Origin of the sequence: Streptomyces sp. NPDC101178, from assembly GCF_044767965.1 — a bacterium.
In the GTDB taxonomy this organism is placed as follows: Bacteria; Actinomycetota; Actinomycetes; order Streptomycetales; family Streptomycetaceae; genus Streptomyces.
This window is the reverse complement of sequence record NZ_JBIWOZ010000013.1, coordinates 15,341-27,881: the sequence shown is the minus strand read 5'-3', so window position 1 is coordinate 27,881 and position 12,541 is coordinate 15,341. Positions and strand designations below refer to the sequence as shown.

Below are 12,541 nucleotides of genomic sequence, written 5' to 3'. Positions count from 1 at the left end.
ATGCACTAGTGCAATGAGGTACGCAATGTCAGCCACCGCCGCCTACACCGCCACCGACCGCACGGTCCCCACCCGGGCGAAGGAGCGCGCCTCCTACGACCGCGAGCTGGTCCACTCGATACTCGACGCGACCTACCTCTGCCACCTCGGCTTCGTCCGGGACGGGGCACCGGTCGTGCTGCCGACCATGTTCGGACGGGTCGGAGAGCGGCTGTACGTCCACGGGTCGACCGGCTCCCGCCCGCTGCGGAGCACCCGGGCCGCCGCCGACCCGGGGCTGCCGGTCTGCCTGACCGTCACCCATGTCGACGCGCTGGTGCTGGCCCGGTCCGCCTTCCACCACTCGCTCAACTACCGCTCGGTGGTGGTCCACTCCACCGCCACCACCGTGACCGACCCCGAGGAGCGGCGCATCGCCCTGGACGCGATCGTCGACCAGGCCGTCCCCGGCCGTTCGCGGGACGCGCGCCCGGCCAACGCCAAGGAGCTGGCCGCCACCGCCGTGATCCGGCTGGACCTGGACGAGGTCTCCGCCAAGGTCCGCACCGGCGGCCCCAACGACGAGCCGGAGGATCTCACCCTCCCGCACTGGACCGGCATCGTGCCGCTCACCCGGGGCTACGCGCAGCCGGTCCCGGCGGACGACCTGGACCCGGCCGTCGGCGTACCGGACTATCTCCGTGCGCTCTGACCCCGGGAATCTGGGAACGGTCAGGGCCGGGAGCTCGACCACCGGCTCCGGGCCCTGACCCGCGACAGCACTACACCGCCACCGCCTCGGCCTGCCTCCGGCGAGCGACCGCCGCGCCCCGCGCCTCGGCCAGCGCCAGCCCGGCCACGGCAGTCAGCAGGAGCAGGGTCCCGACGACGGTGGCCGCCGTCAGCCGCTCCCGCAGGACGGTCACCGCGATGAGCGCGGCGCTCACCGGCTCCAGGAGCATGATCACGGAGACGGTGGCCGAGCGGACGGCCGCGGCCCCGGCGAAGTACAGCGCGTACGCGAGCGCGGTGGGCACCGCCGCCACGTAGACGAGCAGCCACAGCACCTGGCCCGTCTGGGCGGTGTGCGGCACGAGACCCTCGGCCGCCGCCATGGGCAGCAGTCCGACGGCTCCGATGCCGAACGCCCAGGCGCTGGTGGTCAGCGCGTCACCGCCGCCGCCGTCCCGCCCGAGCCACCGCGTGAGCAGGGTGATCGCGGCGTACCCGGCGGCCGACAGCAGCGCGAGCAGCACCCCCGCCGGCACGACCTCGCCGCCCTCACCGCCGAGGACGAGCACGGCGAGACCGGCCAGCGCACCGGCCACCGCCGCCAGACCGCCCAGGCCGAGACGTTCGCCGAGCATCACGCGCGCGCCGACGGCGATCAGGACGGGCCCGGCGCCGAGCGTGACGACGGTCCCGACGGCGAGGCCGGTGAGGTCCACCGCCGCGAAGTAGGCGCTCTGGAACGTGGTCAGCCCCACCCCGGTCCCGAGGATGCGCAGCATCCGGCGGCGCCGGGGCTCGGGCTGCCGGGGTGCGCGGCGGGGCCGCAGGGCGAGCGCCCCGGCCAGCAGGACCAGGCCGCCGACGCAGCGCCAGAAGGACAGGGCGAGAGGGCCGAGATCGCTGACCCGGAAGATCAGGGAGGCGGCCGCACCGGCGGTGCCCCAGGCGACTCCGGCGACGACGAGGTATAGCAGGCTCCGGCCGACGGGCAGCGCGGAAACAGCGGGCATGGACATGGGACTGCTCCTGAGGAAGACAGGGTGTGGTGGTCGCTCGGCTCCGCGCGCGGGCAGCGACGAGCCGCTCGGGGACTGCCCGAGCCCGGTCTTCGTCAGGAGTGGCCGCGCGCTAGGCGACAGGCGGCGGCAGCACAGTCAGATGCATGGTCGGCACACTAATGCGAAGCCCGCCCGGCCGACAACTCGCCCTCCGCGGCCCCGGCCACAGCGCCCGCGCCCGTACCCGCGGCAACCGGCCCCGACGGCGGTTTCGGGGCGGCCGACTGGGCGATGAACGCACCGGCCAGCACGACGAGACCGCCGATGAGCTGCGGGGCGGAGAGGTGCTCGCCGAGGAGGACCCAGGCCAGCACGGTCGCGATGACCGCCTCCAGGCAGGCGACGACCCCGGCGACCTGCGGCGAGAGCCTGCGGACGGAGACGACGCCGGTGCCGTACGCGAGCACGGTGGCGATCAGCACGATCCAGCCGAGCAGCAGCCAGGCGGGGACCACGGTGCCGTCCATCCCGGCGCCACCGCCGAGCAGCGACCAGTCCATGCCCCACGGCCGCGCCACGACGGTGAGGACCAGGGCGCCGACGATCAGTCCGTACGAGATGACGCCGAGCGGATGCGGAGGCTCGGCCCGCCGGCCGTCCTCGCCCCTGCCCTCCTGGCCGCCGTGGTCGGAGAGGACGAAGTAGCCCACCTGGCAGCAGGCGGCGCCGAGGGCGAGCAACAGGCCGAGGGCGTCGAAGCTGAGCCCGGCCCAGACCTCGACGACACAGGCGAGGCCGCCGACCGCCAGGACCACACCGAGGGCCGCGGCCCGGGTGACGGGCCTGCGCTGGACGAACCGGACCCAGCCGAGGACCAGCGCGGGAGCGAGATATTCGACCAGGAGGGCCACCCCGACCGGGATGCGGGAGATCGAGGCGAAGTAGAACGCCTGGACCCCGGCCACGGCGAAGAGCCCGAACCCGGCCAGCAGCGCGGGCCGTTCACGTACGAGGTTCCGGTGGCGCCAGGCGACCGGCAGCATGATGACGGCGGCGCCCGCCACCCGTAGCCACACCACGTGCAGCGGGTCGAGCCCCGCCTCGATCAGTGGCTTGGCGGCGACTCCCGAGCCGCCGAAAGCGAAGGCCGAAAGGAGCGCGAGCCCCAGGCCGGCGCTTCGTTTCTGAGTACCCCGAGACGCGTGCATCGGCACATCATGACAGCAGCCGACAGGACCGTCACCTCCGTGACACCTGTCGAGACGCCGACCTCGAACCGGGGCTCACCTCAGCCCGGACGCCTCCGCCGTACGCTCCACCGCCCGGCCAGACAGCCACCGCGCGTCCACGCCCGCCCGGCCCAGCACCTCCACCGCACGGGACTCGCCGTCGGCGGCCAGTGCGGCGAGGAGGTCCAGCCCGCCGGCGCGCGGCTCCCCGCGCCGTCCGGCACGGCGCAGGGCGTCCTCCATCGCGGTGACGGCCGCCGGCGACCAGCCCTCCGTAGCCGGATCCCGTACGACGGGAACGGCCCCGGAATCCTCCACCGAGCCCTGCCAGCGGAGCCCGTAACCGATGCTCCGCTGCACGAGGTAGCCGAGGACCTTCGCGAGCTGCGGTCCGCCGTCGAAGGCCTCGCGGACCTCGGGATCGCTCTCGATGAGCGAGTGCAGAAGGTGGGCGGTGTCGATCTGCCGGTCACCGTCCCGCAGCGCACGCCGGCGCGCCCCGGTCACCACCGAGGCCAGTTCGACGGTGAATCTGGCGTCGGGACCGTCGGGACTGGGGAAACTGAGGGATCCGACGGGGTTCGGCGCAGGCTGTTCGGGGATCCGCGGCGTCCGGTTTTGCACTACTCCACCCCATCAGTCCCCGGGCGGCGAAGCATCGGCGGAGCGGCCCATTCGCGCGTCCCACCCAAGGTGGGCACACCGGAGCGACCCCTCATCCCTGCGGATGAGATCGGGCCGCGGCGTACAACCATCGCCCCCAAGGGGCGCGCCGCCTTGCGCCGCGCGCCCTCGGGCAACCGCCGCACCCGCGCCCACGTCCCTCAGACGACAGCACGCATCAGCACGCATCGGCTTCGGGAGGAAGGGGAACGACGGTTGTTCTGGATGGTCGCCCTGCTCGCCCGGGACGGGATGGAGTACGTCTACCGCGTGTACGCACCGGACGACGCGCTGCCCGCCGATCTGTTCTGGACCGCCTTCCACTGCCATGACGAGGGCCCGCACCCGCGCGCGTCGGACCGGTTCGACGCGGCGGAGATCTGGCGGGCGGAACCGGCGGCCCCGACCAACCTGACGGCACATCAGCATTGAATGTTGGAGCGGCTGCCGTTACCTTCCGCGCACCGTAACCGGAGGAAGCAGAGGTGGTCGCATGGCCGAAGTCAGCGCGGAGGCACGCATCGAGGCACCCGCCGAGAAGGTCTGGGCGCAGCTGACGGACTTCTCGTCGTACGGCCAGTGGAACGCCACCCACACCAGCTTCCCCAAGGGCGGCCCGGCGGCGCTGGAGACCGGGGCCACCTACGAGGAGAACATGAAGCTCATGGGCTTCCCGGCCGAAGTGGCGTGGACGGTGGCGGAGCTGGAGGACGGCCGGCTGCTGACGACCCGGGGCAAGGGCCCGATGGGGGTCAACCTGGCGATGCGCTACTCCTTGGCGCCTTCGCCGGACGGGGCCGCCACCACGGTCCGCATCGAGGGCGAGTTCGCCGGCGCGGCGGTCTCCCTGATGGGCGGCAAACTCAAGGACTCGGCGACGGCGGCGCTCCAGGAGTCCCTGCGCAAGCTCGACGGCCTGGTCACGCCCTGACCGCACGAACGCGGCAGGGGTCCCGCCGGTAGCGGGACCCCTGCCACAACGCCTGCTCAGTGCTCGTCGGCAAGAATCAGGTAGAGCTTCTTACGGGCGTCGTTGATGACGGTCAGCGCCTTCTGCCGCTGATCGGCCGAACCGGTCTTCCAGACCTGCCCGAACGCCTCCATCAGACCGAATCCGGCCTGGCGGATCTCGTTCACGCCTTCCCAGTCCGCACCGCGCCCGGCCCCTTCCCAGGGCGCCTCGGGACCGGACTCGGCCTCACCACGTCCGGAATCGGTGAGCGTGAACAGCTTCTTGCCGCCCTCGCTCGCGCTGACGATCAGCCCCTCGTCCTCCAGCAGCTGGAGCGTCGGGTAGACCGAACCGGGGCTGGGCTTCCAGGCCCCGCCACTGCGCTCGCCGATCTCCTGGATCATCTCGTACCCGTGCATCGGCCGGTCCTTCAGCAGGGCCAGGATCGACGCCCGCACGTCACCGCGCCGCGCCCTCCCCCGACCGCCGCCCCGGCCACGCCCGCCACCGAAGGGCCCGCCACCGAACGGCGGCCCGAACGGCCCGAAGGCGGCACGGCGGCCGTCGTGACCACCTCGACCGTGATGACCGTGATGGCCGGGCCCGTAATGCCCCGGTCCGTGCTCATGCCCGTGCTCGTATCCGTGTGAACGCATCGCTACGCTCCTTCCATCGTTGATCTGTCGTGATACTTCAACGATATATCGGAAGCTATCGGCTGGCAAGGCGCTGCCCCTGTGGGCGCCCACACCCTGGGCGGTGGCCGCAATCGCCTTTCACCTCTCGCCGCCGAGCGCTAGCGTTCGGGGCCACGAGTGGCCCACGAGGAAAGCGGTGAGGCATGCCCGGTCGTCCGAGCGCGCGTTGACGCCGTAGGCCGGGTCCGGCCCGTCATCGCGTGCTGCCCCTGAGATCGCGGCACAGCGAGCCCTTCACCCCGCCCGAAGCCCGGGTGCGCCTCCGCGCGCCGGGCCGGCGGTCCTCGTTCCGGCGACTCCAGAGGTTTCCGTGCCGTCCTCCTCACCCTCCGCCGCGCGCTCCTCCGTGTGGCGGGATGCCGACTTCCGCAGACTCTGGGCGGGCCAGAGCGCCTCCCAGCTCGGCGAACACACCACGCTCGTCGTCCTCCCGCTCGTCGCCGTCCTGACGCTGCACGCCGGCGCGGGCCAGTTGGGCGTCCTCCGTGCCGTGGGGCAGGCGCCGATCCTGTTGCTCTCGCTCCTCGCGGGTGCCTGGGTGGACCGGTGGCGGGCCCGCACGGTGATGGTCCTGACGGACGCCGCCCGCGCGATGGTGCTGGGCGCGGCCGCCGTGGCCGGTCTCCTCGGGCTGCTCGGTCTGCCCGCGCTGTTCGTGGTGGCCTTCACCGTGGGAGCGCTGTCCGTCCTCTTCGACGTGGCCTATCAGGCCTCTCTCGTACGGCTGGTGGGGCGCGACCAGCTCCTCCAGGGCAACAGCGCGCTGGAGGGCAGCCGGTCCGCCGCGCAGATCGGCGGACCCGCCCTCGGCGGCGCGCTGGTGTCGGCGCTCGCGGCGCCGGTCGCCGTGGCCTCAGGGGCGTTCTTCTTCGCGGTGTCGTTCGTATCCCTCCGGCGGATCCGCCGGGCCGAGTCCGTACCGCACCACCACGAACGCGCCCCGCGGATCCGCGAGGGCCTCCGCTTCGTCGCCGGGCACGCCCTGCTGCGGGCCGTGTGCCTGGCCTCGGCGGCCTTCCAGTTCTCCTTCGCCGCCACGATGACCGTCTACCTGCTCTTCCTCCCCCGCGAACTGCACCTGCCGGGCGCCACCATCGGCCTCGCCCTCGCGGCGACCGGCCCGGGCGCGCTCCTCGGGTCGGTCCTGGCCGCGCGGCTGCCCGGACGGTACGGCCATGGCGTGGTGCTGGTGTCCGCCGCGGTGCTCGGCAACGGCGCCCTGCTCTGGGTGCCCGCCCTGCACGGCTCGTCGGCGGTGACGGTGCCCGCGCTCCTGGCGGTCAACTTCGTGTTCGGGACCTTCGGCCAGCTGGTGAACGTCACCGTCATGTCGGTACGGCAGGCCGTCACGCCGGACGGGATGCAGGGCCGCGCGGCCGCGACGATCACCTTCGCCGGCATGGGCCTCACCCCGCTCGGCTCACTCGTCGGCGGTGTCCTCGCACAGGAGTGGGGGCTGCGCACCGGCCTCCTGGTGGCGGCCGCGGGGATGATGCTGTCCCCGGCCGTCATGGCCGCGTCACCACTCGTACGCCTGGGACGGAAGCTCCCGGTATGAGGTGGTCCACACCCGCCCTGGCCGCCCCGGCCGCGCCCGCTGCTCCTGAGCCGTCGAAGCGCGCCCGGCGGACAAGGAGGCCAGGAACCCGCGATTGGCCTTGGTCCGTGGCCGTGCCGCCGTTCTACGGTCGCCCCATGAGGATTCGTATCGTCGACGCGTTCACCGACCGCCCCTTCTCCGGCAACCCCGCAGGCGTCCTCCTGCTGGAGACCGCCGCCTTCCCGGACGCCGAACGGCTCCAGGAGATCGCCACCGAGGTCAACCTCTCCGAGACGGCCTTCGCGCACCCGCTGCCGCCCGGCGGCGAGGCCGACTGGGCGCTGCGCTGGTTCACGCCGGCCACCGAGGTCGACATGTGCGGCCACGCCACGCTCGCCACCGCGCACGTCCTGCACACCACCGGCCGGGCCACCGGCACCGTACGGTTCACCGCGCGCTGCGGGATCCTCACCGCCACCGCCCACCCGGACGGCTCCCTCACCCTCGACTTCCCCACCGCACCGCTGCGCGAGGAGACCGCGCCGCCCGGCCTCGCCGAGGCGCTGGGAGCGGAGCCGGTCTCCGTCCACGACACCGGCGAACACATCGGCGACCTGCTCGTCGAGCTGCGCGACGAGGCGACCGTACGGGCTCTGGCCCCGGACTTCGCCGCCCTCGTGGCCCACTCGCGGCGCGGTGTCATCGCCACGGCCGCCGCCGAGGACCCCACGCGCGGCTACGACTACGTCTCGCGCGGCTTCTTCCCCGGCGTCGGCGTCGACGAGGACCCGGTGACCGGCAGCGCCCACACCGCGCTGGCCCCGTTCTGGTCGGCCCGCCTCGGCCGCGACGACCTCACCGGGCTGCAGGCCTCGGCCCGCTCGGGGTTCGTACACACCGCCCTGCGCGGCGAACGCACCCTGCTGACCGGCGCGGCGGTCACCGTCATCGACGGCGAACTGCTGACCACCCTCTGAGCCCTGGAACAGGCCGTCCCTACAGCGTCGGCAGCCAGTCCACCTTCCCGGCGAGCAGCGCGTACCCGACGAACGCCCCGATGTCGAGCAGCGTATGGGCGACGACCAGCGGCCCCACCCGGCCCCAGCGCCGGTACAGCAGGACGAAGACGACGCCCATCACCATGTTGCCGATGAAGCCGCCGATGCCCTGGTAGAGGTGGTACGAGCCGCGCAGCACCGAGCTGGCCACCAGCGAGGCCATCGGGGTCCAGCCGAGCTGGTCCAGCCTCCGCAGCAGATACGCGACGACGATCACCTCCTCCACCACGGAGTTCTCCGCCGCCGAGAGGATGAGCACGGGGAACTTCCACCAGACGTCGGGCAGCGACTCCGGTACGACGGTGAGGTTGAAGCCGGTCGCGCGGGCGATCAGGTAGAACGCGAGCCCCGCGCTGCCAATGCCCGCCGCGATCAGCGTCCCGCGACCGAGGTCGAACCAGGGCCTGGTCCGGTCGAATCCGATCGTCCGCAGCCCGGCGCCCTCCCTGATCAGCAGGTGCGCCACCAGCGCCACCGGCACCAGGGCCGTTGCGATCCCGAACATTTGCCAAGCCAGATCCAGCCATGGACGGCCCGGGGCGTACGAACCGTTCAGCGTCGCCGCCTGGTCCTTCAAGCCCCCCGGTTTCGTCAGCGATCCGACAAAACTGATGAGCGCGGAGACCGCACTCGCGCCCAGCGAGAGTGCCAGGACCAGCACCGTCTCCGACCGCAAGATCCTTCGTGATACGCCCTCTTGGGGATAAGAATCAGCCACGCGCCCCACCTCCACCGGTCCACCTGCCTTTTGTTCTGCAATCGCGTCTCATCCCGCCCACCGTCCCGCTAGGGTCTCGAATGCAGGTACGAAGATCATGCGCGACAGGCCGGGGGACGACCACCATTGCCGATGGTGCGGTCCCCCTTTTCCTTGTTCACCGTTCATCGTTCGTCTTCAGGGGGGCACCACCGACATGGGACGCCACAGCTTGCCCGACGCCCACGCGCCGGAGGAACGCGGGGGCACGTCTCCCCGGCGCCGGCGGCGCACCATCGCCATCGCCACGCTGCTCGTCCTCGCGGTGGCGGCGGGAACGGGGGTGGCGGTCAACAGCGGCCTGTGGTCGTTCTCCGAGTCGTGCGAGGACTCCGCCGTACGCCTGACCCTGGCCGCCTCGCCGGACATCGCGCCGGCCGTCCGGGACATCGCCGAGCAGGCCCTCGCGGACGAGGTGAGATCCGACGGCCACTGCCTGGACGTGGAGATCGTGGCCCGCGACTCCTACAAGGTCGCCGACACTCTCGCGAGCGGCGCCGAGGCCCCGGACTTCCAGGTCTGGCTGCCCGACTCCGACCTGTGGCTGGACCGGGCCGAAGGGCTCGGCGCCGGCACGCCGATCTCGCCCTCGGACTCGGTGGCCTCCTCGCCGGTGGCCCTCGCCATGGTGCCGGCCGCCTCGAAGCGGCTGGGCTGGCCGGAGCAGACGTACTCCTGGGCCGAGGTCGTCACCGCCGCTCTCACCGCGGACAAGGTCCGCCTCGGTGCGGCCGATCCGGCGCGCAGCGCCACCGGCCTCCTCGCTCTCACCAGCATCGGCGGCTCCTCCGCGCAGCAGGGCGGGGACAGCGACACCCGGGTCGCGGAGACCGCGAAGGTGCTGGCCGAGCGGATGTCGGACAGTGACGCGCAGGTGCTGGAGACGCTGGCGCGGAGCGGCACGGGTGCCGAGGAGGGCAATCCGAGACGCAACCAGGCCGTCCTCATATCCGAGCAGGCGGCCTTCACCCACAACGCGGAGGCCACCGGCAGCGGCAAGCTCGACCTCTTCTACCCCAAGGACGGCACTCCGCTGCTCGACTACCCGTACACGCTGGTCGACGAGGAGAAGCTGACCCTCGCCCAGTCCCGCGCGGCCCTGCGCTTCATGACCCTGCTCAACGACAAGAGCTCGCGGGACGTCTTCGCCCGGCACGGGTTCCGGCCGCCGAGCGGAGCCGCCGAGGACACCGTCGTGGCGTCGGCGGGCGGCAGGTCACCGCAGCCGTACGCCACTTCGGCGGCCGAACCGCCTTCGGCGAAGCAGCTCCAGGAGATGCTGGGGATGTGGACGATCACCGTCCAGAGCGCCCGGCTGACCACGGTGGTCGACGCCTCGGGCTCCATGGCCACGCCGGTGCCGGGACGCGGCCTGTCGCGGATGGACGTCACGAAGGAGTCGCTCATCCAGGCGCTCGCCCAGTTCACTCCGGACGACGAGATCGGCCTGTGGGAGTTCGCCACGACTCTGGACGGCGCGAAGGACTACCGCAAGGTCATGGAGACCCGCCGGCTGGGCGACCCGGTCCAGGGCGGCTCGACCCACCGGGAGAAGCTGTCGGCGGCGTTCGCGGGGCTGCAGCCGGTGCCGGGTGGGGCGACCGGGCTGTACGACACGGCCTTGGCGTCGTACGAAGAGGCCCGGTCGACCTTCGTGAAGGGCAAGTTCAACGCTCTGGTGATCCTCACCGACGGCTCCAACCAGGACGACGACGGCATCTCCCGGAGCGGGCTGATCGACCGCCTCAAGGAGCTGGCCGACCCCGAGCGCCCGGTCCCGATCATCGCCATCGCGGTGGGCCCGGACGCCGACCGCGAGGAGGTCGCCGAGATCGCGCGGGTCACCGGCGGCGACGGCTACGAGGTGAGCGACCCGGCGGAGATCCAGGCCGTCATCCTCCAGGCCATCATGGCCGCCGGCCAGAACGGCCGCGCCGCCCAGGAGTGAGGGCGGCGCGGGGACCCGGCCGCCCTCACTCCCGTACGGAAGCACGCCACGTTACGAACGTGCCTCAGGGCGCCGGGAACCCCACCGCCCAGGTGTGCACCGGCTCCCCCGCGTGCATCAGCTCGGCGTAGCGCCGGGTCGTCGCCGCCAGTGCCGCTTCCCGTCCGAGTCCGGCCTCCAGTGCCCGGCGGTAGGTGGCGACCTGCCAGGAGGCCCCGTTGACCCGGCGCTTGCAGCGCTCCTCGATGACCCCTAGGTACCGGTCCCGGTCGGCCGGCTCGATCTGCCAGGCGTCGAGCCCGGCCGCGGCCAGCGGCAGCAGCTCCTCCTGGACGAGCTGTACGGCGGGGATCCTGGCCAGTCCGCCGGCGCGGCCCGGTCGCGGCCAGAGGAGTTCGGCCTCGATGCCGTGGCGGCAGGCCTCGGTGAAGTTCTCGGCGGCGGCCTCGAAGGGCAGCTTGCTCCACAGCGGCCGGGACTCCTCGGCGAGCGCCCGGACCAGCCCGTAGTAGAAGGCCGCGTTGGCGATGACGTCCGTGACGGTGGGCCCGGCCGGCAGGACCCGGTTCTCCACGCGCAGGTGCGGGACACCGTCGGCGACGTCGTACACCGGGCGGTTCCAGCGGTAGACCGTCCCGTTGTGCAGGACCAGCTCGGCCAGCTCCGGCACGCCGCCCTCGTCCAGGACCCGCAGCGGCTCCTCCTCCTCGCAGATCGGCAGCAGCGGCGGGAAGTAGCGCAGGTTCTCCTCGAAGAGCTCGTACGCGGAGGAGATCCACCGCTCCCCGAACCACGTCCGGGGCCGCACCCCCTGGTTCGCCAGCTCCGGCGGCCGTACGTCGGTGGCCTGCTGGAACAGCGGCGGCCGCGACTCCCGCCAGAGCTCCTTGCCGAAGAGGAACGGGGCGTTGGCGCCGAGCGCGATCTGGACGGAGGCGATCGCCTGCGCCGCGTTCCACACGTCCGCGAACCGGGCCGGGGTCACCTGGAGGTGCAACTGGACCGAGGTGCAGGCCGATTCGGGCGCGATCGAGGGCGAGGAGCAGACCAGGTGGTCCACGCCTTCGATATCCAGGGTGAAATCCTCGCCGCGGGCCGCCGCCATTTGATCGTTGAGCAGCGTGTAGCGGTCCACGTCCGAGAGATTCGCCGAGACCACGTCGTGCTCGCCGAGCGTCGGGAGGATTCCGATCATGACGATCCCCGCGTCCACCTCACCGGCCTTGCGGTGGGCGTAGGCGAGACCGGTCCGCAACTCCTCCGAGAGCTGATCGAATACCCGGCCGCCGAGCCGGTGCGGAACGATATTTACTTCCAGATTGAACATCCCGAGTTCGGTCTGGAAATCCCGGCTCGCGATGCGCTGGAGCACTTCCTGATTCATCATCCGGGGCAGACCGTCGGAGCCGGCGAGATTCAGCTCTATCTCCAGCCCCATCAGGTTTCGCGGCCGGTCGAACCTCCGCTCCTCCAGCAGTCTGCCCAGCCCCTCCAGGCACTGGTTGAGCTTGGTCCGGTATGCCTGCCGATCGGACAGGTCAACGGCTCCCGCCACGACCTTCTCCCCCATCGAGGGGTCCCTCCTCCAGTGGTCGGCCCGCCGACCGGGCCGCGCATCACGATCGATAATGCCCAGTGGGAGTGATCCGTAACGCCCCACAGCCCTCCGGAAACCCGCTAGGCTGGGTGAAGGAGACCGGGGGCACATTCCGGGGGCACGCGGCGAGCGGCATTTTCGGCCGGGGAGTGCGTGGCGGAATGACCGATGAGTTTCGGCCTACCGCTCCACAGAAAGAGGCGCAGGCCGGGGCGGAAAGCGGCCGATCAAATCACCAGGAAACCCGCATTCCGAAGTCCGGATGTCGCCTTGCGCGAAATATCCCCGGCAGCTAGCGGAAACACTGTGTGAACACGTGTCGTATAAACTCCGCCTGACGAGGCAGAGAGTTGACGCAACCGGCCCGCCATCGGCCTCCTCTGGCCCCGC

General features: G+C 72.0%; 12 protein-coding genes. 6 read left to right on the top strand and 6 right to left on the bottom strand.

The genetic code is table 11. From position 1 onward, the window contains the following. Positions 1 to 25 precede the first annotated feature (25 nt). On the top strand, positions 26 to 691 hold the full coding sequence (locus ACIRR8_RS29360) for a pyridoxamine 5'-phosphate oxidase family protein (RefSeq protein ID WP_404070449.1): 666 nt from the start codon (positions 26 to 28) through the stop codon (positions 689 to 691). Positions 692 to 761: 70 nt separating this feature from the next. Here the strand turns inward: ACIRR8_RS29360 and ACIRR8_RS29355 are convergent, their stop codons facing one another. The 3 genes from ACIRR8_RS29355 to ACIRR8_RS29345 form a co-directional block, all read right to left on the bottom strand. After that, complete coding sequence (locus tag ACIRR8_RS29355; RefSeq protein ID WP_404070447.1) at positions 762 to 1,727, bottom strand: DMT family transporter; 966 nt, start codon at positions 1,725 to 1,727, stop codon at positions 762 to 764. A gap of 158 nt (positions 1,728 to 1,885) precedes the next feature. Then, positions 1,886 to 2,917: an EamA family transporter gene (locus ACIRR8_RS29350; RefSeq protein ID WP_404070445.1), complete on the bottom strand. Its 1,032-nt coding sequence runs from the start codon at positions 2,915 to 2,917 to the stop codon at positions 1,886 to 1,888. 75 nt (positions 2,918 to 2,992) lie between these two features. Further along, entirely contained in the window at positions 2,993 to 3,562 is a 570-nt protein-coding gene (locus tag ACIRR8_RS29345) for a Clp protease N-terminal domain-containing protein (RefSeq protein WP_404070443.1), read from the bottom strand. 255 nt (positions 3,563 to 3,817) lie between these two features. On the opposite strand from ACIRR8_RS29345, the gene ACIRR8_RS29340 reads away from it, so the two are divergent. Further along, positions 3,818 to 4,033 (top strand): hypothetical protein, encoded by a 216-nt coding sequence (locus tag ACIRR8_RS29340; RefSeq protein WP_404070441.1) that lies wholly within the window; start codon positions 3,818 to 3,820, stop codon positions 4,031 to 4,033. Positions 4,034 to 4,094: 61 nt separating this feature from the next. Further along, the gene (locus ACIRR8_RS29335; protein ID WP_404070439.1) at positions 4,095 to 4,532 is read left to right on the top strand and encodes an SRPBCC family protein; all 438 of its coding nucleotides are present in this window, start codon (positions 4,095 to 4,097) and stop codon (positions 4,530 to 4,532) included. Between the two features lie 56 nt (positions 4,533 to 4,588). On the opposite strand, the gene ACIRR8_RS29330 is transcribed toward ACIRR8_RS29335, so the two are convergent. Continuing rightward, on the bottom strand, positions 4,589 to 5,209 hold the full coding sequence (locus ACIRR8_RS29330) for a PadR family transcriptional regulator (protein ID WP_404070437.1): 621 nt from the start codon (positions 5,207 to 5,209) through the stop codon (positions 4,589 to 4,591). 352 nt (positions 5,210 to 5,561) lie between these two features. Here ACIRR8_RS29330 and ACIRR8_RS29325 point away from each other — a divergent pair, with 352 nt between their 5' ends. After that, positions 5,562 to 6,809: an MFS transporter gene (locus tag ACIRR8_RS29325; protein ID WP_404070435.1), complete on the top strand. Its 1,248-nt coding sequence runs from the start codon at positions 5,562 to 5,564 to the stop codon at positions 6,807 to 6,809. A 137-nt stretch (positions 6,810 to 6,946) separates the two neighbouring features. Continuing rightward, positions 6,947 to 7,768: a PhzF family phenazine biosynthesis protein gene (locus ACIRR8_RS29320; RefSeq protein WP_404070433.1), complete on the top strand. Its 822-nt coding sequence runs from the start codon at positions 6,947 to 6,949 to the stop codon at positions 7,766 to 7,768. A 19-nt stretch (positions 7,769 to 7,787) separates the two neighbouring features. On the opposite strand, the gene ACIRR8_RS29315 is transcribed toward ACIRR8_RS29320, so the two are convergent. Beyond that, positions 7,788 to 8,567: a CPBP family intramembrane glutamic endopeptidase gene (locus ACIRR8_RS29315; RefSeq protein WP_404070431.1), complete on the bottom strand. Its 780-nt coding sequence runs from the start codon at positions 8,565 to 8,567 to the stop codon at positions 7,788 to 7,790. A gap of 196 nt (positions 8,568 to 8,763) precedes the next feature. On the opposite strand from ACIRR8_RS29315, the gene ACIRR8_RS29310 reads away from it, so the two are divergent. Beyond that, the gene (locus ACIRR8_RS29310) at positions 8,764 to 10,554 is read left to right on the top strand and encodes a substrate-binding and VWA domain-containing protein (protein WP_404070429.1); all 1,791 of its coding nucleotides are present in this window, start codon (positions 8,764 to 8,766) and stop codon (positions 10,552 to 10,554) included. Positions 10,555 to 10,618: 64 nt separating this feature from the next. Here ACIRR8_RS29310 and ACIRR8_RS29305 read toward each other — a convergent pair whose 3' ends face one another. Then, a complete protein-coding gene (locus tag ACIRR8_RS29305; protein ID WP_404070427.1) occupies positions 10,619 to 12,124 on the bottom strand; it encodes a glutamate--cysteine ligase in 1,506 nt (501 codons plus the stop codon). Between the last annotated feature and the right edge of the window lie 417 nt (positions 12,125 to 12,541).

Coding starts and splice junctions, on each gene's coding strand:
- ACIRR8_RS29350 (WP_404070445.1), bottom strand. CDS start 2,917: ATGCACGCGTCTCGGGGTACTCAGAAACGAAGCGCCGGCCTGGGGCTC.
- ACIRR8_RS29305 (WP_404070427.1), bottom strand. CDS start 12,124: ATGGGGGAGAAGGTCGTGGCGGGAGCCGTTGACCTGTCCGATCGGCAG.
- ACIRR8_RS29355 (WP_404070447.1), bottom strand. CDS start 1,727: ATGTCCATGCCCGCTGTTTCCGCGCTGCCCGTCGGCCGGAGCCTGCTA.
- ACIRR8_RS29360 (WP_404070449.1), top strand. CDS start 26: ATGTCAGCCACCGCCGCCTACACCGCCACCGACCGCACGGTCCCCACC.
- ACIRR8_RS29330 (WP_404070437.1), bottom strand. CDS start 5,209: ATGCGTTCACACGGATACGAGCACGGGCATGAGCACGGACCGGGGCAT.
- ACIRR8_RS29320 (WP_404070433.1), top strand. CDS start 6,947: ATGAGGATTCGTATCGTCGACGCGTTCACCGACCGCCCCTTCTCCGGC.
- ACIRR8_RS29335 (WP_404070439.1), top strand. CDS start 4,095: ATGGCCGAAGTCAGCGCGGAGGCACGCATCGAGGCACCCGCCGAGAAG.
- ACIRR8_RS29310 (WP_404070429.1), top strand. CDS start 8,764: ATGGGACGCCACAGCTTGCCCGACGCCCACGCGCCGGAGGAACGCGGG.